Annotated in this window: 14 protein-coding genes and 3 pseudogenes; 8 read left to right on the top strand and 9 right to left on the bottom strand. The window is 67.1% G+C overall.

Going from position 1 to position 21171, the window contains the following annotated elements; translation table 11 throughout:
- Positions 1–71: 71 nt before the first annotated feature.
- The 6 genes and pseudogenes from AB0N06_RS10615 to AB0N06_RS10590 form a co-directional block, all read right to left on the bottom strand.
- Complete coding sequence (locus tag AB0N06_RS10615; protein ID WP_366134317.1) at positions 72–2456, bottom strand: excinuclease ABC subunit UvrA; 2385 nt, start codon at positions 2454–2456, stop codon at positions 72–74.
- A 538-nt stretch (positions 2457–2994) separates the two neighbouring features.
- A complete protein-coding gene (locus AB0N06_RS10610; RefSeq protein WP_366134316.1) occupies positions 2995–3411 on the bottom strand; it encodes a VOC family protein in 417 nt (138 codons plus the stop codon).
- 101 nt (positions 3412–3512) lie between these two features.
- A pseudogene (locus AB0N06_RS10605) lies at positions 3513–3740 on the bottom strand (hypothetical protein); the annotation flags it as partial.
- 7 nt (positions 3741–3747) lie between these two features.
- A complete protein-coding gene (locus tag AB0N06_RS10600; RefSeq protein ID WP_366134315.1) occupies positions 3748–4734 on the bottom strand; it encodes a class I SAM-dependent methyltransferase in 987 nt (328 codons plus the stop codon).
- Between the two features lie 529 nt (positions 4735–5263).
- Entirely contained in the window at positions 5264–6574 is a 1311-nt protein-coding gene (secY, locus tag AB0N06_RS10595) for a preprotein translocase subunit SecY (protein ID WP_366134314.1), read from the bottom strand.
- Positions 6575–7133: 559 nt separating this feature from the next.
- Positions 7134–8171, bottom strand: coding sequence for an alpha/beta hydrolase (locus AB0N06_RS10590; protein WP_366134355.1), 1038 nt, complete (start codon positions 8169–8171; stop codon positions 7134–7136).
- Positions 8172–8398: 227 nt separating this feature from the next.
- On the opposite strand from AB0N06_RS10590, the gene AB0N06_RS10585 reads away from it, so the two are divergent.
- The 3 genes from AB0N06_RS10585 to AB0N06_RS10575 all read left to right on the top strand — a co-directional run bounded on the left by AB0N06_RS10585 (position 8399) and on the right by AB0N06_RS10575 (position 11609).
- Positions 8399–8554: a hypothetical protein gene (locus AB0N06_RS10585; RefSeq protein ID WP_366134313.1), complete on the top strand. Its 156-nt coding sequence runs from the start codon at positions 8399–8401 to the stop codon at positions 8552–8554.
- Positions 8555–9161: 607 nt separating this feature from the next.
- On the top strand, positions 9162–10463 hold the full coding sequence (locus tag AB0N06_RS10580; protein WP_366134312.1) for a Dyp-type peroxidase: 1302 nt from the start codon (positions 9162–9164) through the stop codon (positions 10461–10463).
- Positions 10464–10544: 81 nt separating this feature from the next.
- Complete coding sequence (locus AB0N06_RS10575) at positions 10545–11609, top strand: beta-propeller fold lactonase family protein (protein WP_366134311.1); 1065 nt, start codon at positions 10545–10547, stop codon at positions 11607–11609.
- A gap of 70 nt (positions 11610–11679) precedes the next feature.
- Here AB0N06_RS10575 and AB0N06_RS10570 read toward each other — a convergent pair.
- From AB0N06_RS10570 to AB0N06_RS10560, 3 genes and pseudogenes are all read right to left on the bottom strand, one after another.
- A pseudogene (locus AB0N06_RS10570) lies at positions 11680–11829 on the bottom strand (SDR family oxidoreductase); the annotation flags it as partial.
- Positions 11830–11914: 85 nt separating this feature from the next.
- Positions 11915–12580, bottom strand: coding sequence for a response regulator transcription factor (locus tag AB0N06_RS10565; RefSeq protein WP_366134310.1), 666 nt, complete (start codon positions 12578–12580; stop codon positions 11915–11917).
- Entirely contained in the window at positions 12571–13719 is a 1149-nt protein-coding gene (locus tag AB0N06_RS10560) for a histidine kinase (protein WP_366134309.1), read from the bottom strand. The genes AB0N06_RS10565 and AB0N06_RS10560 overlap by 10 nt, the downstream gene beginning before the upstream one ends.
- Before the next feature lie 169 nt (positions 13720–13888).
- Between AB0N06_RS10560 and AB0N06_RS10555 the strand changes: the two genes are divergently transcribed.
- The 5 genes and pseudogenes from AB0N06_RS10555 (at position 13889) to AB0N06_RS10535 (ending at position 21062) form a co-directional block, all read left to right on the top strand.
- On the top strand, positions 13889–15127 hold the full coding sequence (locus tag AB0N06_RS10555) for a serine hydrolase domain-containing protein (RefSeq protein ID WP_366134308.1): 1239 nt from the start codon (positions 13889–13891) through the stop codon (positions 15125–15127).
- 252 nt (positions 15128–15379) lie between these two features.
- Complete coding sequence (locus AB0N06_RS10550) at positions 15380–17071, top strand: cytochrome bc complex cytochrome b subunit (protein WP_366134307.1); 1692 nt, start codon at positions 15380–15382, stop codon at positions 17069–17071.
- Between the two features lie 23 nt (positions 17072–17094).
- Entirely contained in the window at positions 17095–17799 is a 705-nt protein-coding gene (locus tag AB0N06_RS10545; RefSeq protein ID WP_366134306.1) for a hypothetical protein, read from the top strand.
- 285 nt (positions 17800–18084) lie between these two features.
- Positions 18085–18618, top strand: a pseudogene (locus tag AB0N06_RS10540) (IS200/IS605 family accessory protein TnpB-related protein); the annotation flags it as partial.
- Positions 18619–18761: 143 nt separating this feature from the next.
- The gene (locus AB0N06_RS10535) at positions 18762–21062 is read left to right on the top strand and encodes a discoidin domain-containing protein (protein WP_366134305.1); all 2301 of its coding nucleotides are present in this window, start codon (positions 18762–18764) and stop codon (positions 21060–21062) included.
- Positions 21063–21171 lie beyond the last annotated feature (109 nt).

Genomic DNA, 21171 nt, shown 5'->3' with positions numbered 1-21171 from the left:
ATATCGGTACCAAGTGGGGCGAGTTCACACCGATGAGAGAACTCGTCTCAGGGTGCCCGCGAGGGCCTCGGTCAGGTGCCGACGTAGGCCGCGAGGTGCTCGCCGGTGAGGGTGGAACGGTCGGCGACGAGGTCGGCGGGTGTGCCCTCGAAGACGATCCGGCCGCCGTCGTGGCCGGCGCCGGGGCCGAGGTCGATGATCCAGTCGGCGTGCGCCATGACCGCCTGGTGGTGCTCGACGACGATGACCGACTTGCCGGAGTCGACGAGCCGGTCGAGCAGGCCGAGCAAGTGCTCGACGTCGGCGAGGTGCAGGCCGGTGGTCGGCTCGTCGAGGATGTAGACGCCGCCCTTCTCCGCCATATGGGTGGCCAGCTTGAGCCGCTGCCGCTCGCCGCCGGACAGCGTAGTGAGTGGCTGGCCGAGGCTGAGGTAGCCGAGCCCGACGTCGGTGAGCCGGCCGAGGATGCGATGCGCGGCCGGCGCGTGTGCCTCGCCGGCGCCGAAGAACTCCTCGGCCTCGGTCACCGACATTGCCAGCACCTCGCTGATGTCGCGGCCGCCGAGGTGGTAGTCCAGCACCGATGCCTGATACCGCTTCCCCTCGCACTCCTCGCAGGTGGTGGCGACGCCAGCCATCATCGCCAGGTCGGTGTAGATGACGCCCGCGCCGTTACAGTTGGGGCAGGCGCCCTCGGAGTTGGCGCTGAACAGCGCCGGCTTCACGCCGTTGGCCTTCGCGAACGCCTTGCGAATCGGGTCGAGCAGTCCGGTGTACGTCGCCGGGTTGCTCCGTCGCGAGCCGCGGATGGCGCTCTGGTCGATCGAGACCACACCCGCGCCGACGGGGATCGACCCGTGCACGAGTGAGCTTTTTCCGGAGCCGGCGACGCCGGTGACGACGGTGAGCACCCCGAGCGGGATGTCGACGTCGACGCTCTGCAGGTTGTGCGCTGTCGCGCCGCGGATCTCCAGCGTGCCGGTGGGCGTCCGCACCGCGTCCTTGAGGGCGGCCCGGTCGTCGAGATGGCGGCCGGTGATGGTGCCGCCGGCCCGCAGCCCCTCGACGGTGCCCTCGAAGCAGACGCTGCCGCCCCCAGTACCGGCGCCGGGGCCGAGGTCGACGACGTGGTCGGCGATCGCGATCGTCTCCGGCTTGTGCTCCACTACGAGCACCGTGTTGCCCTTGTCCCGCAGCCGCAGCAGCAGGTTGTTCATCCGCTGGATGTCATGGGGGTGCAGGCCAATGGTGGGCTCGTCGAAGACGTAGGTGACGTCGGTCAGGGAGGAGCCGAGGTGGCGGATCATCTTGACGCGCTGCGCCTCACCCCCCGACAGCGTGCCCGACGGCCGGTCGAGTGAGAGGTAGCCGAGGCCGATCTCCACGAACGAGTCGAGAGTGTGCCGCAGCGCGGCGAGCAGCGGCGCCACCGACGGCTCGTCGAGGTCGCTGACCCAATCGGCCAGGTCGCTGATCTGCATCGCGCAGGCATCGGCGATGCTGATCCGCTTGATCTTCGACGACCGGGCACCCTCGCTGAGCCGGGTGCCGTCGCACTCAGGACAGGTGGTGAAAGTGACCGCGCGCTCCACGAACGCCCGGATGTGCGGCTGCAAAGCCTCCTTGTCCTTGGACAGGAACGACTTCTGGATCTTGGGGATCAGCCCCTCGTAGGTGAGGTTCACGCCCTCGACCTTCACCTTGGTCGGCTCCCGGTAGAGGAAGTCCTCCATCTCCTTCTTGGTGTACTTGCAGATCGGCTTGTTCGGGTCGAGGAGGCCCGACTCGGCGTAGACCCGCACGGTCCAGAAGCTGTCCGACTTCCAGCCGGGGATGGTGAACGCGCCCTCGGCGATCGACTTGGAGTCGTCGTAGAGCTGGGTGAGGTCGATGTCGGAAACCGTGCCCCGGCCTTCGCAGCGCGTGCACATGCCGCCAGTGCGGGTGAAGGTCGCTTTCACCGCTTTCTTGGCGCCGCGCTCGACGGTGATCGCACCGCTCGCCCGGACCGAGGGGACGTTGAAGGCGTACGCGCTGGGTGGGCCGATGTGCGGATTGGCGAGTCGGCTGAAGAGGATGCGCAGCATCGCGTTGGCGTCGGTGGCGGTGCCGACCGTGGAGCGGGGGTCGGCACCCATCCGCTGCTGGTCGACGACGATCGCGGTCGTCAGCCCTTCGAGTACGTCGACTTCGGGCCGCGCCAGCGTCGGCATGAAGCCCTGCACGAAGGCGCTGTATGTCTCGTTGATCAGCCGCTGCGACTCCGCGGCGATCGTGTCGAACACCAGAGAACTCTTGCCCGAGCCGGAGACGCCGGTGAACACCGTCAACCGGCGCTTCGGGATCTCGATGCTGACGTCCTTGAGGTTGTTCTCGCGCGCGCCGTGCACGCGGATCAGATCGTGGCTGTCCGCACCGGGCAGCGCAGTCGACCGCGTGTCCGTCCTCTTGGCCATGCTTCTCGTGTCTCCATCTGTTGGGTGGTGGGGCCGCCTTCGCGGTCTCCGTCGGCGTCGCCTGGCTCGATCTGACCAGCTTCGAGGAGTACTCCTGTTCTCCTTCGTCGGCGCGGTTGCGGCAATGGTGCGTTGTCTACCAGACCGGCGGCGTCGGCCGGGGGCGCGCTCGACGCAAGAACCAGGGCATCCACGCCGCTTCGGCCCGTGGCGCCTCTGGACCTCGGCCACGCGGCGCGCCCGGCCGAGGCGTCAGACCAACCAGCGGCCGTCGCGCATCACCTCGCGTTCGGGCATCTCGTTCGCCTCGCGCCCAAGGGCTGTGCCCGCACCCCTGGCGGAGCAGCGCGCGACGTCGAATGCGGTGCATCGCAAGGCGGAGGGGCGTCCGCATACTGAGTGTATTCGGATGTTCCGACAAGCCGGCGAGGTGCCATAGTTGTCGTCGCGTGCCCGTCAGGGATCACGGGACAGCCCTTGGCCTCGATGCGGCGCGGGGTTCGCCCGCAGAGTAGCGCCCGGTTCGGGGGACCGGAGCTCACTGCCTGCGAGGCTGGCTGAAGCGCAGCATGGTGCCGGCCGGGTCGCGGAAGGCACAGTCACGGACGCCGTACGGCTGGTCGATCGGCTCCTGCAGGACCTCGCCACCCGCGGCGCGGATGCGCTCGAAGGTGGCGTCGCAGTCGTCGGTCCTGAAAATGACACCGCGCAGCAGCCCCTTCGCCAGCAGTTCCGCCATGGCCTTCTTGTCGGCGGGCGAGGCGTTCGGGTCCGCGAGCGGCGGCTCGAGGACGATTTCCACGTCCGGCTGCGACGGCGCGCCGACGGTCACCCAGCGCATCCCATCGAACCTGACGTCGTTGCGCACCTCCAGGCCGAGAACGTCCTGGTAGAAGGCGAGTGCCTTGTCGTGATCGTCAACGGCGATGAAGCACTGTGAAAGCTTGATGTCCATGCGCTTCACGCTACGGACGGGGTGCAGGTTTCGCTTCTCCATTCCTGACCGGTCGCATGGGGATCTTGGCGACGCAGGCCGGGCCGGCGGCGGCCTGCGGCGCCGTGGAGCTTGTCGGGCCCTCGTCCGTGTGTTCCGCGGCGGGAGCGGATGGGCGGAATGCCACGCACCAGCGGCTCGAAGGACTGGCTGTCGTGGAGATTGTCGCCGCAGACCTGCGCCCAGGCGCAGCCCGTGGTGGCCACGACGATGATCGCGGCCAGTACCTGCCGGTCCCGGTACCGGCTGCGGCCACCACCCTGGGGGCGCTCCGGCGCCAGCGGCACCACCCGGCGGCTACGCCCTGCGCGTCACCTTCTTGACCAGCCGGGCAAGACCAGAGGATCCGCCGCTGGGCTCGGCCGCGTTCAGCGCCTTCTCCAGCTGGGCGAAGTGGTCCTTGCGGGTCCGGCTCAGGTATTCGTTCGAGGTCAGCGGCTTGGCTGTCTTCCAGGCGCGGCGGTGGTCACCCTCGTAGTGGGCGACATAGGCCTTGGCGAGTTCGATCACGGCTTTGAACGGGATCCCGTCGGTGTAGTCCCGGTCGACGGCATCCTGGACGTCCGACATCAGCTTCAGCTTCTCGTCGGTGTCGAAGGCGTCCTCGGCTATGGCCCGCAGCACGTCCTGCGGGATCGGCTTGATCACCTCGAAGGCCAGTGTGGAGCGGATGGGCGGCCCGGCGATCTCGATGTACGGCAGCAGCAGCCCGGTGCTGTAGTGCAGCCACGGCAGCCGGGGGCTGGCGAAGTCCTGGTGCAGCAGAACGGACCCTGGCTCCAGGCGGGGCAGGAAGCGCTCGGCCACACAGCGGAAGACCCGTGCCGTCTTGGCGATGTCGACGTGCAGGAACTCGATGGGGGTGTGGTCCTCGGGGTCGGAGGTCTGCCAGATGTCGCCGGGGTGCAGCTCGATGAAGTCGATGAACGGCTTCAGCTTGTCCTTGAAGTCGTCCAGGAAGGAGTTGGTGCCCTCGGGCGCGGTCCCGGCCGAGAAGAATTTCTCGGAGGCGAAGGTGCCCTTCCCGACCCGGAAGAAGTCGTACGCGTGCAGCTTGTTGGTCTTCTTGTCGAAGTCCGGGTTCTCCTGCAGACCGAGTGCGAGCGCGTACGTCGATCCGCCGCCGCCCGACCCGAGCTCGATCACCTTGCCCGCTCCAGTCAGCCGATGACGTCCCAACAGGTAGAGAAAGCGCAATTCCCATGCGCTCACCTGGGAGTACGGGATCACGTCCGGAAGTTCAACATCGTCGAGCTGGAGGTAGAGCTTGCTGAGGGGCGCCACGGGTACCTCGCGGTCTCAATCGGATGGACGGGTCGCGATATTAACGTCGTGCGCCGGGGATCCGTCGGCGAAAACCTGCGATGGATTCGAGGCTTTTCCCGGCTGTCACGGTCCGGATGAACGGTGTTGGCTCGACGTTCCCCTTCTGGATCCGAGTGCGGATGGTCTCGGCTTCGAGTGACCGCGTTGCGAGCACCGTACGTGCGTACCACGGCAGCCCGCGCACAAGTAGCCCACCGCCCCTGACCAGGCATGACCCGTCGCGTTCCAGTTCGCCGACCGCCCCTGACCAGGCATGACCCGTCGCGTTCCAGTTCGCCGACCACGACCAGGGCGGGCCCCGGTGAACCAGGAGTTGTATCTGCCCAGGTCCTGGACGGAGGATCCCGACCGCTGCAAAGCTGCCCGGGTTCCCGAGGAGCTGACCTTCACGACCAAGACCGACCGGCCACCGCACGTCTACCACTGGGCCGTCGCCAAGCAGCGATGCAGAGCACCGCCCGGTGATCGCCCGTCCCCTGGCCGGGAATCAGCGGAGGAAGCCTTCGTAATCGTGCTGCTGGAGCTGGCTGTTGATCTGCTTTACCGTTTCCAGGCCCACGCCCACGATGATGAGGATGCTTGTTCCGCTGAGGCTGCTGGCGCCGCCGTAACTCGAAAAGGCAATTGTTGGTACCAGTGCGATCACTCCCAGGTAAAGAGCTCCGGGCCACGTCATCCGGTTGAGGACATAGCCCAGATACTGGGCGGTGGGTCGGCCGGCTCGGATTCCTGGAATGAAGCCCCCGTATTTCGTCATGTTATCCGCGACTTCCTCGGGGTTGAACGTGATCGACACGTAAAAAAAGGCAAAGAAGACCGTCAACAGGAAATAGGTGATTACGTAGTAGGGGTCGTCGCCCTTGACGAAGTTACTTTCGATCCATGCCTTCCACCCCGAGGTCGAACTGGAGAACTGTGCAATGAGCTGTGGAATGTAAAGCAGCGACGATGCGAAAATGACAGGAACTACACCCGCCTGGTTGACTTTTAGTGGGATGTATGTGGATGCGTGACCGTAGGACTTCCGGCCGATCACCCGCTTTGTGTATTGCACCGGGATGCGGCGCTGGGCCTGCTCGACGAAGACGACCAGGCCCACCATGACGAATCCGACGGCAATGACGCTGCCGAAGTTGATCCAGCCACCGGCGATCTTGCCGTTCTGTTTGATGGCCCACAGCGTGCCGGGCAAAGTGGCTGCGGTCGAGACGAATACCAGGATCGACATGCCGTTGCCTACACCGCGGTCCGTGATCAGCTCGCCGAGCCACATCACGCAGGCCGTTCCCGCGGCGATCGTGATCACCATGGTGGCGGTGATGAAGATCGACTTGTCCGGCACGATGTCCGAGGCGACTGGACAGCCGCTGAACAGGGCGCCGCTCCGGGCGGTTGCGACCAGGCCTGTGCCCTGCAGCACGGCGAGCGCGATCGTGAGGTAGCGGGTGTACTGGGTGATCTTCGCCTGCCCCGCCGAGCCCTCTCTTTTGAGCGCCTCCAGCTTCGGGATGACGACGGTCAGCAATTGAAGAATGATGCTGGCTGTGATGTACGGAAGAATGCCGAGCGCGAACACTGCGATATGTAGCAGCGCCCCGCCGCTGAACAGGTTCAACAGACCGAGTAGCCGGCTGTTGGCGGCCTGTGCTGCATTGACGCAGGTCTGGACGTTTCCGTAGTTCACCCCGGGGATCGGGACGTGCGCCCCGAAGCGGAACAGGAGGATCATGCCGAGCGTGAAGAGCAACTTATTGCGCAGTTCGGGTGTCCGGAGAACGCGGACGATCGCGGTGGGCAAAGTGCCTCCTTCGCCTCTGCGCCGGCGAGTCAGAGATGACGGTGTTGAGGGATGGCCGCATCGGCAACGTGCGACCGGGGAACGCCTCGCCGAAATGGCAGATGGCTGCGTCAGTGCGAAGCGTGCCACGATCACAAACTCGGCACCACTTGAGTCGAACTCGACTTGCGTAAGCCAGTGACGGCCTCAAAGGCATGGGGTGGCGGCAGGAGGTTGCACATCACATCGCGCAACTCGAGGGTTTCGTCAGGGCAACGATGTGGGCTCCCCGCACAGCACCGTGTTCTGCGCGCATGCGCCGGACCGGTCGATGGGTGGCTGAGACCTCCCGTGCGTCGTATCAGGAGCGTCTGACGCTTCCGGCCACGGCGCGATCACCACGGGGCTGGTCCCGGTCGACGGGCTCCTTCGTGATGAGCGAAGGCGCGGTCCATTGCCCTCAACGATCGACTGACCCCTCTTGGCCCGGAACTCATACGAATTGCTCGTAGGTTTTGGTACGAACGGCTGACACGCTGAGCTCAGCGGTGAGACGAGACGGTCACTCCAGGTGGCGCGATCAAAAACCGTCGACTTCGACGACCGATTCGGCGAAGTCTTTCGGAGCTTCCTGCGGCACGTTGTGGCCGATGCCCTTCAGGGTCCGGTGGGCGTAGGGGCCGGTGAAGTGGCTGCGATAGCCGGCGCCGGCCCCGGGAGGAGTGAAGGGATCCAACTCGCCGTCAAGGGTGATCGTGGGCAGCGAGATGGCGGGGCTCTGGGCAAGTCGTTCTTCGAGACGGTCGTATCGGGGGTCGCCCTTGGCCAGGCCAAGTCGCCAGCGATAGTTGTGGATCACGATCGGGACCCAGTCCGGATTATCGAAGGCCGCCGCAGTGCGTTCGAACGTTGTGTCATCGAAATGCCACGTCGGGGAGACGTTCTGCCAGATCAGTTTCGCGAAATCATGCGTGTACTTCGCAAGGCCGAGCCGGCCTCTTTCTGTGGCGAAATAGTACTGATACCACCACGCCCACTCGGCCTTCGGCGGCAGAGGCTTCTTGTTGTTTTCGCGATTGGTGATCAGATAGCCGCTCACCGAGACCAGCGCCTTGCAGCGTTCGGGCCAGAGCGCCGCGATGATGTCAGCCGTCCGTGATCCCCAGTCGAAGCCGGCGAGGATCGCCTTGCTGATCTTCAGTGTATCCATCAGCGCGATGAGGTCGAGAGCAAACACCGACTGCTGAGCATTCAGGAACGTCTTGCTTGAGAGGAAGCGCGTCGTGCCATGGCCGCGCAGATACGGGACGATCACCCGGTAGCCCCGCGCGGCCAACAAAGGCGCCACGTCGACATAACTGTGAATGTCGTAGGGCCAGCCGTGCAGGAGGATGACCACGGGACCCTTGGCGGGACCGGCCTCGGCGTACCCAATGTTCAGGACCCCGGCATTGATCTGCTTCAGTGAGTCGAAGGATGTGTTCCCCGGCTTGCCCATGAGGTGCGCCATGGGCACTTCCCGGCCGGGCGCCGAGGCCGACGTTGCCGTGAGCGCCGACAGCGATACTCCGGCTGTCCCTGCAGCGAGAATCTTGGAAAATGTCCGCCTGTCGATGATCGTCACCTCCCTGAAGGCTTTTATACGCTCATGCATCACAAACGAACGGCAAAAACGGACGTGGCGGGTGAATCATTTTTTTGGGATCCGCGCGTTGACGTCATATGTGAACCCGTCGACCAATGGGGTTTCGTCGCCCGGAAGGTGTGGCGGGCGCGCTTCAGCGCAGCAGCCACGTTGTTGGAGCGTCAATGCCTGGTCTCCCTGCCAGCTCTTGCTTCATCGAAGTGACGAAGCCTGAGCGCGGTGCTCACGGCGCACTGTTCGGGTGGTCCTGGAGTGACGACGAGGTCGAAGCCGGCCGCACCATCGACGGCGCCGAGGGTCCCCCTCGTGACCGGGTGCTCATCGCCGGCGAACTGACCGCGGCCGCCAAGTCCTGACTCTTGTCGAGCGGGTCGGCTCCCACGTGGCGAGGTCGTCGCGCCGTCTCTGCCGACGAACGTGCCATGGATGACGACGGCCGCGGCGATGCCTGATCGCTCATCGGCGTTCTGCTCCGTCACCACAGGCGCGTCGACGTAGCCGAGGCGCTGGTCGGCCGGGGCCCCTGGTCCGCGGTCTTCGTCAATGGCCCGCCGGTCTGCCTCAAGGAGTTCAGGCCGCTCCTGCGGGTGGGCTGGGCTGGTTCCGGAAGTCATTAGTCTGCCCGTCGGCCGTCCGGGGGAGCTCTCCGGGGTGGCTGACGGTCTGCGATCCGGTCGCCGAGAAGCCGCCGTGCCGCTGGCCTCGCACTGACAGCACACGGGCACGGTCGACGCCGCCGCACGCGATCCAAACCCCTTACCTCGCGCCGCACCATCCAGTGGCGTGCGCAGAGATGTCGCATATATTCCGTTTTATGGGCGGTCGTGCGGCTGGCGGTTCTTCAAGCGCCGGTGGGGAACTGCCGTCTACGGTCGTGCCCTGCTGGGCCGGCCGGCACACGGAATCCGATCGAGGCAAGAGCGTACGGCTTGCCACCTGGCTCCTGACTGAGGGGAACGAACGATGGCTGACGAGACGTTCGCGACCCTGGAGGAGGGATGGAGCGGCGAAGGGTGTCCGGCGAGTGCGTTTGCCCGGCGGTCGTTTCTTCACGGTGCCGCCGCGGGCCTGGCCGGAGCGGCGGGCGGGGTCGCCTTGGGCAGCGGTGCGGCGCGCGCCGACACAGTGGCTGTTCCCAAGATGGGACCGGCATCTCGTGCGATTCCCTTCCATGGCTATCACCAGGCAGGCATCGCCACTCTGCCCCAGCAGGACGCGATTTTCGTCTCGTTCGACGTGACCGCCTCCAACCGGACGAAACTCAAAGACCTGTTCCGCACGCTCACCTCGCGAGCCCGTTTCCTCACGGCGGGCGGCAGACCACCGAAGGTGGCCCCGACCGCACCGCCGACGGACAACGGCATCCTGGGGCCCACGGTCGTGGCGGATGGTCTCACCCTGACCGTCGGAGTGGGCGCGTCCCTCTTCGACGACCGCTACGGTCTCAGCGCGCGCAAGCCGGCCCAGCTCGTCAAGATGACAGCCTTCCGCCACGACGACCTGGACCCCACGCTGAGCCAGGGGGACCTGCTGATCCAGATCTGCGCCGATCACCGCGACACGACGGTGCACGCACTGATCGACATCCTGACCCACACCAAGTCCGCGATGAAGCTGCGCTGGCGCATCGACGGCCAGCGCAATCCGGAGCGTCCGGTCGGTGTCCGGCGCGACTGGTTCGGCTTCAAGGACGGCATCTCCAACCCATCCGTCTCCGACGACGCCCAGATGAATCAGGTGGTCTGGGTCCAGCCGAAGAGCGCCGAACCGGCCTGGGCCGCGGGTGGCACGTACCACGTGGTGCGTATCGTGCATTTCTTTATCGAGGCATGGCAGAAGGTGCCCGTTGCCCAGCAGGAGCGGATCTTCGGCCGCCGTAAGGCGAGCGGCGCCCCCATGTACGCAGTGGGTGAGAGCGCCCCAGATCTTCTCGACCCCATCTACACCAACGACCCGCTGGGCCTGATCACCCCGCTGAACTCCCACATCCGCCTGGCCAATCCCCAGACTCCGCAGACCGCGGCGACCAGCACCATCCTGCGTCGCAGTTACGACTACGACCGGAGCCCCAACCTGCCGGAACTGGACATGGGGCATGCGTTCGTCTCCTTCCAGCAAGAACTCAACACCTACATCGCCATGCAGACCCGGCTGGAAGGCGAAGCGCTGGTGCCGTTCATCAGCCCACGGGGCGGGGGCTACTTCTTCGCACTGCCGGGCGTCCAGGACGAGAAGGACTACTACGCCCGCCGGCTCCTGACCTGATCCGAACCCGCTGCCGGGCAGTCGGCGGCGGGATGCCGCCCGGTCCCGGACCGAACCATCGCAATGCGTACAGGAGGCGAGATGTTCTCTGCCCTGCGGACCCCAGCCGGTGGCGGCCACCGGCGACCCGGCAGGATGCTCCGGCCGGCACTCGCCGCGGCCATGGGGATCCTGTTGATCTCCTGTACGCACAGCCCCTCGGCCAAAAAGGAATCGGGTCCTGCGCCGATTGTACCGATTGCGCCGACTGTGCCCGTTGCCGGCGACAGTGGCCGCGTATATGTCACGAACCAGCAGGACAACACACTCTCGGTGATCGAAGCCCGTACCTACAAGGTCGTCGCAACCGTGCCGGCCGGCGCGGCGCCGGAAGGCGTCGCGGTCACCAAGGACGGCAGGCACGTGTACATCGCCAACAGCGGCTCGGCGCGGGTCTCGGTCCTCGACACCCGGAACAACAAGATCGTCACAACTGTGCCGGTCGGGAAGAGCCCCACCGGTGTCGGCCTCAGCCCCGATGGCAAATCCCTCTATGTCACCAACGGCAAGTCCAACACCGTTTCGGTGATCGACACCCGAACCAGTCGGGTGGCTGCGACCATCCGGGTCGGAAAATCACCGGTGAATGTGGCGTTCAGTCCAGACGGTGGACGTGCCTATGTGGCGAACGCCGGGTCGGGCAACCTGTCGGTCATCGACACCCGCACGCGCCGGGTCGCCCGGAAACTTTCCGCAGGGCGCTCCCCGGTGGGCGTCGCCCTCACGCCGGACGGCGAGTCGGCCTACGTCGCCGACGAAGTGGGACAGAAGGTCCTTGCCGTCGCAACCCGCACCGGCAAGGCGACTGCCGTGTCCGTCGGCGAGGGCCCCTTCGACGTGGCCATCGGGCCCGACGGCCGCTTCGCCTACTCCGCCGATCTCGGCCCGGGCAACGTATCCGTGATCGACACCGGCAGCCATCGCGTCGCGGCGACCATTGCCCTGGGCCCTCCAGGAACCGACCCGTTCAACCTGGAAGTCACCAGCCGCGCCGTCTACGTCACGAACCAGGGAGCGGGCACCCTCACGGTCATCGACCCGACATCCCGCAAGGTCGTCGCCACTGTCACCGTCGGCGCCAGCCCCTACGGTGTGGCAGTGAGCTGAACCCGCGAAGCGACCGGCACGTCCCAAGGGAGACGGGCCGACTTGCCGTTGGCAGTGGCCCGTGGCGGGGTCAGAGGAAGCCACCGTCGGCCTCGATGGTGCGGCCAGTGATGTAGGAGGCGTCGTCGGAGACCAGGAAGGCTGTCACGGCGGCGATCTCCTCAGGACGGGCCAGGCGGCCAAGGGCGCAGTGCATCTTCTCCCACTCCGGCAGCGGTACGTCCAGCAGCGGGTGCCGGTAGCCGGTACGCCGGGCCGCCCGCGAACTCGCGCTTGCCGATCTTGCTCATCAATCGGCCGATGACTCAACTGGGGCTGGGTTCGGTGCCGCTGTGGCGGCGGAGGTAGGCCAGGACGGCGCGGACCCGGCGGTGGCCGCTGTCGCCGGCCGACAGGCCGAGTTTGAGGAAGACGCTGCCGATGTGTTTGTGGACGGCGTTTTCGGTGATGAAAAGCCGCTGGGCGATGGTGGCGTTGTTGTGTCCTTCGGCCATCAGAGCCAGGACCTCGCGTTCGCGGGGGGTGAGGGCGTTGATGGGATCGCTGCGGACGGCGAGGAGCTGGGCGATGACCTCGGGGTCCATGGCGGTGCCGCCGGCGGCCACGCGGCGCAGTGCGTCGGTGAACTCCGCGATACGGCTCACCCGGTCTTTGAGCAGATAGCCGATGCCGCCGCGCGCGTCGGAGAGGAGGCGGCCGGCGTACTCCTGCTCGACGTACTGAGACAGGACCAGGACGGGAAGTCCGGGGCGGTCGCGGCGAGCCCGGAGGGCGGCGCGGATACCCTCGTCGCGGAAGGTCGGGGGTAGTCGCACGTCGACGATGGTGACGTCCGGGCGGTGGGTCTCGACGGCGGCGAGGAAGCCAGGGGCGTCATCCGTGATCGCGGTGACCTCGAAGCCCTGGGAGCCCAGCAGGAGTTCGAGTCCGGAGGACAGCAGGACGTTGTCCTCGGCGATGACTACACGCACGGCAACTCCACAGTGAGGGTGGTCGGCCCGCCCGGCGGGCTGCTGATCTTCATAGTGCCGTCCAGGGCGGCGGCGCGGCGGCGAATTCCGTCCAGGCCGCTGCCTCGAGATGCGTCCGCCCCGCCGGTCCCGTCGTCGGTGATCTCTGCGGACAGCATCGCGCCGTTGCGGGTGACGCGGACGGCGGCCTTGGTGGCTCGGCTGTGCCGGGCGATGTTCGCCAGTGCCTCGGTGACGGCGAAGTAGGCGACCACTGCGACCGCGGCAGGGACCTCGCCGAGCTCGCCGATGTCGATGCGGGTCGGCACGCCGGACCTGGTGGCCAGGGTGCTGAGCGCGCCGACGAGGCCCTGGTCGGCCAGGACCGGAGGGTAGATGGTGCGGATGACGGAGCGCAGCTCGGTCATGGCCTCCTCGGTCTCGGTTTGGGCCTGCCGTACGAGCGCAGCGGCCGCGTCGGGGTCCTGGCGAAGGCTCTCCCCGGCCACGGCAAGCCGCATGGCGATGGCCACCAGCCGGGCCTGGGTGCCGTCGTGCAGGTCGCGTTCGATCCGGCGGAGTTCCGCGCCGTGCGCCTGCAGGACTTCTGCGCGCGTCTGGGTGAGCTCGGTGACGCGCGCGGCCAGTTGATCCGCGGGAGACGGTGCCAGGACTGCCAGGCAACACCGCGCGTGCACCCGGGCGAGCGGTGGCAGGGCGATGGTCGCCAGCGCCGCAAGAAGCAGGAATTGTGCCAGGTTGATCGTCAGCGCGGGGGCCCAGCTGTTGATACGGACATCGAGCAGCGGCAGCCGTGGCGGATCCGACGTGGGAAAGGCCCACCACCCCACGGTGACGACAAGGGTGAGGAGCAGGTTACCCAGGCACAGCAGGGCGATTATGCCCGCGGGCAGGCCGGTGGCCACGTGAGTCACGAGCCACGCAAGGTCGCGGCGGAGGGCGCGCGGGCGTGGCGTCACCGGTCGGCCCAGCAGCGCCCCGGCGCGCCGGCGGTGGCGCTCGGCCCAGGGAGCTGCCAGCGACGGTACGCACAGCAGTGGCGCCGCCACGAGCGTCACCGTCGCGGTCATCAGGGTGCCGAGTAGGTAGCGCCCGCTACGCCTGGTCTGGACCAACCGTATGCGGGCCTCGCCGATCACGCCGTGCACTGGATTCGCTTTCGTCTGACTGTCGTGCGGGACCGGGAGCGGCCCTCAGACGCGCCACTGTAAGTGCCGGGCGCCCCTGGGGCACTACAGCCACCTGTAGGTTTCCATCGGCTGCCTGTGGTAGCGACATGCAACTCGACGCTTACCTAGCGTGGGATTCATGAGATCCACAACCCCGGCCTCCGCGCCGCAGCACCGCCCGTCCCAGCAGCGTCACCGCCGGATCGGCCGAGGGTGGCTGGCCGTCGCGGCGGCCGCACTCGGCACAGCGAGTGTGGCCATAGCTGTCCAGCCCTCGGACGGCTCGGCCGCGAAGTCCGCGCCCGGCTACCAGCAGGACGACCTGCGCCTGGACACCGATGCCATCCAGGCGCTGGGGGTCACCGGCGTCCAGGCGCGGGTGACCACCGCCTCCGGCCGGGATCTGGTCGCCACCTCCGGCGTCGCCGTGGTGGGCATGAACCGCCCGGTGCCCCGCGACGGCTACTTCCGGATAGCCAGCACCGGCAAGGCGCTCATGGCCGCTGTCATCCTGCAGTTGGTCGACGAGGGCAAGCTGTCACTGGACGACACGGTGGACCGTCGGCTGCCCGGTGTGATCGACGGCAACGGCAACGACGGACGGAAGATCACCGTGCGCCAGCTTCTGCAGAACACCAGCGGCCTCCACGACGACCTTCCCGGCTTCGACACCCCGCAGGAGTACTACCAGCACCGCTACGACACCTACACCCCCGAACAGATCGTCGCCCGGGCGATGAAGCATCATCCGGACTTCCGGCCCGGCACCGGCTGGAGCTACTCCAACACCGGCTACGTCGTCCTCGGCATGATCGTCGAAAAGGCCGCTGGCCGCCCATGGCAGGAGGAGGTCGAGAGCCGGATCCTGAAACCGCTCGGCATGAACCAGACCTACCTGCCGGGCACCACGTCCCCCCTTCGTCGCCCGCACGCCGACGGCTACCAGGTCTTCGCCTCCGGCGAACGGACCGACGTCACTGAACAGATCGTCCCCGACCTCGGCGGCTATGTCTCCACCACGGCGGACGTCAACCGTTTCTTCCAGGGACTGCTGGGCGGCAAGCTGCTGTCCGAGGCGCGCATGGCCGAGATGCAGGACACCGTCCCGGTCGACAAGCGGATCGAGGCAATCTGGCCCGGCGGACGCTACGGCCTCGGCTTGGTCAGCCGCCCCCTGACCTGCGGCGGCAGCTACTGGAGCCACGAAGGAGGCGAAGCCGGCTACATCACCCTGAACGGCGCCACCGACGACGGCAGCCGCACCGTCACCGTCTCCATGTCCACCAGCGTCAACGACCCCGATGAAATGCTCCGGCAACACAAGGCCGCCAGCGACCTCGTCGACCGCGCGCTGTGCGACACCTCCGGCAACAGATAGGGAAAGTGACCGCCCGGGGCGTTCGTGCCGGCTCCGGGCCACCACAAGCTGCTCCCCGCAGCGGCACCGGCTGGCACGGGCGGTTGTTCAAGAGCCCGTGCCGCTCCCAGCTTGCCTCTCGGCTTCCGCAGTGCACGTCACATTCCGCCGGGCTGTCTCGTCTGAGATACGAGGGAACTCGCAGAGACCTCCTCGGACGGGATCAGCCGTCGTCGCGCCGAGGATGTGGGAGAGAGGAAAGGTGTGCCTCGCATGAGTGCACAGGAATCGACCGCCAAGGTCGGCCATGGAGCAGAACCTGCCAGCATATCCGTCCGGGAGAGCAAGGGGGTGCGCCTCGCCGACGCGCTCGATGAGAGATTGGGGATCTACCGGCTCGGCGGAAAGTACATCCGGAAGGTTTTTCCGGACCACTGGTCCTTCATGCTGGGTGAGGTCGCGCTCTACAGCTTCATCACGCTGCTGTTGACCGGCGTCTACCTGACGTTGTTCTTCCAGCCCAGCGCACAGGACGTCGTCTACAACGGCTCCCACGTGCCGCTGCAGGGTGTTCACATGTCGCAGGCGTACGCCTCGACGCTGGACATCAGCTTCGACGTCCGCGGCGGATTGTTGATCCGTCAGGTCCATCACTGGGCGGCTCTGATCTTCATCGCGGCCTTGTTCGTGCACATGTTCCGACACTTCTTCACCGGATCGTTCCGCAAACCGCGCGAGATCAACTGGCTCTTCGGGTTCCTCCTGCTGGTGCTGGCGATGCTCAACGGCTTCGCCGGGTACTCGCTCCCCGACGACCTGCTCTCCGGCACCGGTCTGCGCATCGCCGACGGCGTTGTCCTTGCGATCCCCCTGGTCGGGACCTATCTCCAATTCTTCTTCTTCGGCGGGCAGTTCCCGGGCGACGACGCCATCCCGCGGCTGTTCACCGTGCACGTCCTGCTGGTGCCCGCCCTCATGGTCGGTCTGGTGGCGGTCCACCTCATCTACGTCTTCTACCACAAGCACACGCAGTTCCCCGGACCCGGGCGCACCGAACGCAACGTCGTCGGCCAGCCGTTCATGCCGGTCTACGTCGCCAAGGCGGGCGGCTTCTTCTTCCTCATCTTCGGCACCACCGCAGTGCTCGGTGGCCTGGCCCAGATCAACCCGATCTGGTCGTACGGGCCGTACCGACCGGAGCGGGTCGCCGCGGGATCCCAACCCGACTGGTACCTCGGGTTCCTGGAGGGATCCCTGCGCATCATGCCCGACTGGGAATGGAGCGCCTTCGGCCACACCATCAGCTTCAGTCTCCTGATCCCTGCCTTGATCGTCCCGGGCATCTTGTTCATCCTGCTCGGTGCGTACCCGTGGATCGAGGCGTGGATCACCGGCGACACACGCGAGCACCATCTCCTGGACAGGCCGCGGAACATGCCGGTCCGCACCGGACTCGGGGCCGCCTGGATCGCGGCCTACGGCGTGCTGTGGGCGTGCGGCGGCAACGACATCCTCGCCACCCACCTCCACCTGTCGATCAACACGATCACCTGGGCGGGACGCGTCGCCTTCTTCATCGCTCCGGTACTCGCCTATATGGTCACCGTGCGCTGGTGCAAGGGCTTGCAACTCCGCGACCGCGACAAGGTCCTCCACGGTCGAGAAACCGGCATCATCAAGAAACTCCCGAGCGGCGGGTTCGTCGAACGCCACGAACCCCTGGACCCCGCGGCGCGCCACATCCTGACCGCCCACGAGCAGTACGAGCCCCTCGAACTCCCACCGCCCGTAGACGACAACGGGGTTACCCGCAAAGCCACCCCCGGACAGCGGCTGCGTGTCCGCCTGTCCCGCTGGTACTTCGCCGACCAGATCCGCAAGCCGACCGCTGCACAGGCCCTGGTCGGCGCCCCGGCCCCGGACCACCGCGGCGAGATCTCCGCCGAACACGGGCCGCACGCATGAGACGCGACCGGGGAGGCCTCGACATGCGCTCGACCGCGCCCAGGGGTCCACGCGACGACGGTCCTGCCGGTGATCCGCGAATCGACCTCCTGCTGGTCCACGCCGTCCACGACGCCTTGCGCAGAGATGTGTACCGACTCGTCACCTGGTCGCGCACCTGCCTTCCGGTCGTCACCTCGGGCTGGATCGACTTCATGCGCTACCTCACCACCTACCTCGACGCCGACGCCGACCTGTTGAGGCAGGTCCTCCTCGGCAGGAACCGTTCCGGTCCCGACCTCGAGCGCGCCGCGGCCAAGATGGCACAGGCGCGTCGCCGCGTCACCCTACTCGCGGCGACCGTCGACGACTGTCTGACCGGCCGTGGACCCGGGAGCCGTACGGCCGAGTACATGACCCGGCTGGACACCGCACTGACGGCATACCTCGACTACGAGCAGTCGGTCGTCCTGCCGCTTGTCGCGACCTGCATCACCACCAGTGAATGGGCGGATTTCGACGCCGCACAACGCCACCCCCTCGGACTCAGAAGCGGAGTGGCGCTGTGCGCCTGGCTCATCGACGGCACACCGCCCGACCGGCAGCAGGCGATCCGCCAGCTGTTCCCGCCCGCTGTCCGGCTCGCCCACCGGTGGTTCGGAGCCCGCCACACACGTCGGATCCGCTGGGGTGAACCGGTAATGGTCACAAGCTCACAGCTCGGGCACGCAAGACGCCTGGCTCGCTGAGCGGAGGGCCGCGGCGCCGCGCCCTTGCCGACTTTGTACGGCGTGGGCGCGGCGGGCGGAACCCGGCCGACCCGCGCCCGGGAGACCCGGTGGGTGGGACCTCTCGGATGCCGCATCCGAGGACGCGGGTGACACCGCGTCGGCCGCGACGCCGGCGCGGCGCGCCTGACGCCTGCAGCCCCCGTGCCCCGGTGCGCGTCCGTGAACGTGTGCCGGGGCCGAGATCGAGTTCAACTACGTGGACACGCACGGCGCGAGCGTGGTCGGGCTCGCCTTCACGCTAGTGCCGGGATCAACATGCTGCGGCACCGCCTGTCCCTCCCGGTCGGGGAGAAGGGCACCAAGCGCGCGGCGGGCGGCTACCGGTCGAAGAGTGAGTGGTTTCGCACATCTCGCCGGTTCGCGGCCCCGGGAGACCGGCATGCCGCTGCGATTCGTGAGTGGCAGGCAGGGCGGGTGCGGGTGGTACGGGGCGGCAGACGTCTGCTCAACACCCGCCACCACCTCGCCCAGGCCCGGCTCACCGAGGAGCAGTGGCGGGCACGGTGGGAGGCGGGGCGCTGGTTTCTCGCTGCGGATGGTGAGTCGGGGAAGCGGTTCGGGAACGAGACGATCCGTGTCACCCCGGACGGCGAGGTCAGCATCAAGCTGCCTGCTCCGCTCGCGCGCCTGGCCAATGCCGGGCACGGCCGGTACGTACTCGCCTCCCGGATCGCGTTCGCGCACCGGGGTGCGGAGTGGGCCGACCGCATCGAAGCGAACCGGGCCGTCGCCTACCGCATCCACCTCGACGTGGACCGCGGCCGCTGGTACCTCACCGTGCGAGTGGTCTAGACCTCACCTCGAAACTCGGGTATACGTTGTTCAATTCCGCTCGAACGGAGGTTGGAGTGCGCAAAAATAGCCATGCAGCTCGACTGGTCAGAGCGATAGCACTCGCGTTGTTCGTGCCCCTTCTGGCTGTGCCGTCAGCAGGTGCCGAACCCGTCCCCGCAACTACCGAGGTCAATGCCCGGCCCGCTGTGGTGCCCGCTCTTCAGCAGTGGGAGGGCGGAACGGGTTCGTTCGAGCTGCGCGAGCACAGCCGGATCGTGCTGGCCAAGAAGCAGGTCGACGAACTGGACGACCAGGGCGAGCAACTCTCCACCGAGATAGCACAGGTGACAGGGCGCCGGCTGGACGTCTCCCCCCGGATCCCGCAGGACGGCGACATCGTCCTGTCGATCGATCCCTCCCTCACGGATGCGACGGGTGGCGCCCGGTTCGCCGAGGAGGGCTACACCCTCACGGCCACCGATCGCAACGTGACGATCACCGCGCCGACCGCGAAGGGTGTCTACTACGGCACCCGCAGCCTTCTGCAAGTCCTGCTGCTCGACGACGGCCGCGATTCGGTCCCCGTGGGCACAGCCGTGGACTGGCCCAACTACAAGGTCCGCGGGTTCATGCTGGACGTCGGGCGGCGGTCCTTCACCGCGGACTACATCCGCGACTACCTGCAGGTGATGGGCTGGTTCAAGCTCAACGAGCTGCAGATTCACCTCAATGACAACGGCTTCCCGCGCGGCAGGCCCTGGAGCCAGGTCGAGGCCGGCTTCCGGCTCAAGACCGACAACCCCGAACTGGCCGGGCTGGCCTCCCAGGACGGGGCCTATGACCGCGCGGACTGGGACTCCTTCGAGGACACCGCCGCCGCGAACGGCGTCACCATCATCCCCGAGTTCGACGCGCCCGCCCACTCGCTGGCGTTCACACGGTTCCGCCCGTCGATCGGCCTCAACAACGGCGATTCCGACCACCTCGATCTGTCCAAGCCTGAGACCACCGCGTTCATGAAGTCGGTGTTCGACGAGTTCGTGCCCTGGTTCCGCAGCCCGGACGTGCACTTCGGCGCCGACGAGTACACGGTGGACAAGCCCCGCTACAAGGACTACTTCAACGAGATGGCCGCCCACATCCGCTCGCTCGGCAAGCAGCCGCGGGCCTGGGGCAGCCTGTCGGCCATGGCGGCCAACAGCGACGGTTACGACCGCGACGTGACCATGAACAGCTGGAACAACGGCTGGTACGGGCCGCAGGCGCTCAAGAAGGACGGCTACTCCTTCATCAACACCAATGACGCCCTGCTCTACATCGTCCCGTTCGCGAACTACTACCACGGCCACGGGCTGGACGGTAAGTACCTCTACGACCAGTGGGAGCCGAATGTCTTCCCCGGCGGGCAGAGCGTGGCCCCCCGTGACCCGCAGCTGCTCGGAGCCATGTCGGCGGTGTGGAACGACCTGACCCTGGATAATTACTCGGAGCTGGACGTGCACGGGCTGGTCGAGCCCACGTTCGGCACGCTTGCGCAGAAGATGTGGAGCGGGACCAAGGCCGGAGTACCGTACAGCGCCTTCCTCGACACGGTCCGCAAGCTCGGCGTGGGCACCGGGCTGACGAAGGTCGCAACGACACTCGCCGCGTCGGCGTCGGGAGAGGTGAGCCTGGGCAAGGAGGCGACCGCCTCCGCCGGTGAGGCGGCCGCCGCCTTCGACGGGGTGCGCACCACCCAATGGGCCAGCGGTTCAGGAGACGAGGCATGGCTGCGGGTCGACCTCGGCAAGCCGGTGGCGATCAGCAAGGTCGAGCTGGACTGGGCGCCCGCCCACGGGCGCGACTACGAGATCCAGGTGTCACGGGACGGCGAGAGCTGGACCACCGTCGCGAGCCGTACCGGCCGCGAGGCCGCGGGAGTTGACACTCTGACGTTCGATCCGGTCACGGCACGGCATGTACGGCTCGTCGGCACGCAGGCGGGCACGAAGCAGAACGGGTACGCCCTGTGGAGCATGCGTGTCTTCGAGGTGCCGGACCTGGCGCTGCACCGGCCGACGACGGCGTCCTCGTCCGAAGTGGCGAGCCTGGGACCGGAGAACGCCACCGACGGTGACGGCAAGACCCGGTGGGCCAGTGCCTACCGCGACGGTGAATGGATCCAGGTCGACCTCGGCTCCCCGCAGACCGTCCGGCGTGTCCTGCTCGACTGGGAGAACGCCTCCGGTCGTGACTACGACATTCAGGTCTCCGACGACGCCGCCAACTGGAAGACGGTGGCCTCGGTTCGGGGCAAGCCGGCCGGCGCCCGCGTAGACGAACTCACCTTCGGCCCGGCGACCGCCCGGTACGTCCGCATGCAAGGCATCAAGCGGGCGAGCGGCTTCGGCTACTCGCTGTGGCGCCTGGAGGTTCGTTCCATGAGCCCGGAGCCCGACCCCGCATAGCGCGCATGCAGTGCGCCGGTAGTTCGCCCCAGTCCCTTCCGTTTCCCCCCTCTTGACAGGTACACCACCGGCAGTGGCGTGCTGATCGCTGCCGGTCCGGACCACGGAG

It is taken from the genome of Streptomyces sp. NPDC051020 (genome assembly GCF_040683105.1).
Lineage (GTDB): Bacteria > Actinomycetota > Actinomycetes > Streptomycetales > Streptomycetaceae > Streptomyces.
This window is presented reverse-complemented; position numbering and strand designations above follow the sequence as displayed.

Bases quoted from the DNA above. Each gene is read 5' to 3' on its own strand.
- AB0N06_RS10615 (WP_366134317.1), bottom strand. From the start codon at position 2,456: ATGGCCAAGAGGACGGACACGCGGTCGACTGCGCTGCCCGGTGCGGAC.
- AB0N06_RS10610 (WP_366134316.1), bottom strand. From the start codon at position 3,411: ATGGACATCAAGCTTTCACAGTGCTTCATCGCCGTTGACGATCACGAC.
- AB0N06_RS10580 (WP_366134312.1), top strand. From the start codon at position 9,162: ATGGCTGACGAGACGTTCGCGACCCTGGAGGAGGGATGGAGCGGCGAA.
- AB0N06_RS10575 (WP_366134311.1), top strand. From the start codon at position 10,545: ATGTTCTCTGCCCTGCGGACCCCAGCCGGTGGCGGCCACCGGCGACCC.
- AB0N06_RS10555 (WP_366134308.1), top strand. From the start codon at position 13,889: ATGAGATCCACAACCCCGGCCTCCGCGCCGCAGCACCGCCCGTCCCAG.
- AB0N06_RS10550 (WP_366134307.1), top strand. From the start codon at position 15,380: ATGAGTGCACAGGAATCGACCGCCAAGGTCGGCCATGGAGCAGAACCT.
- AB0N06_RS10545 (WP_366134306.1), top strand. From the start codon at position 17,095: ATGCGCTCGACCGCGCCCAGGGGTCCACGCGACGACGGTCCTGCCGGT.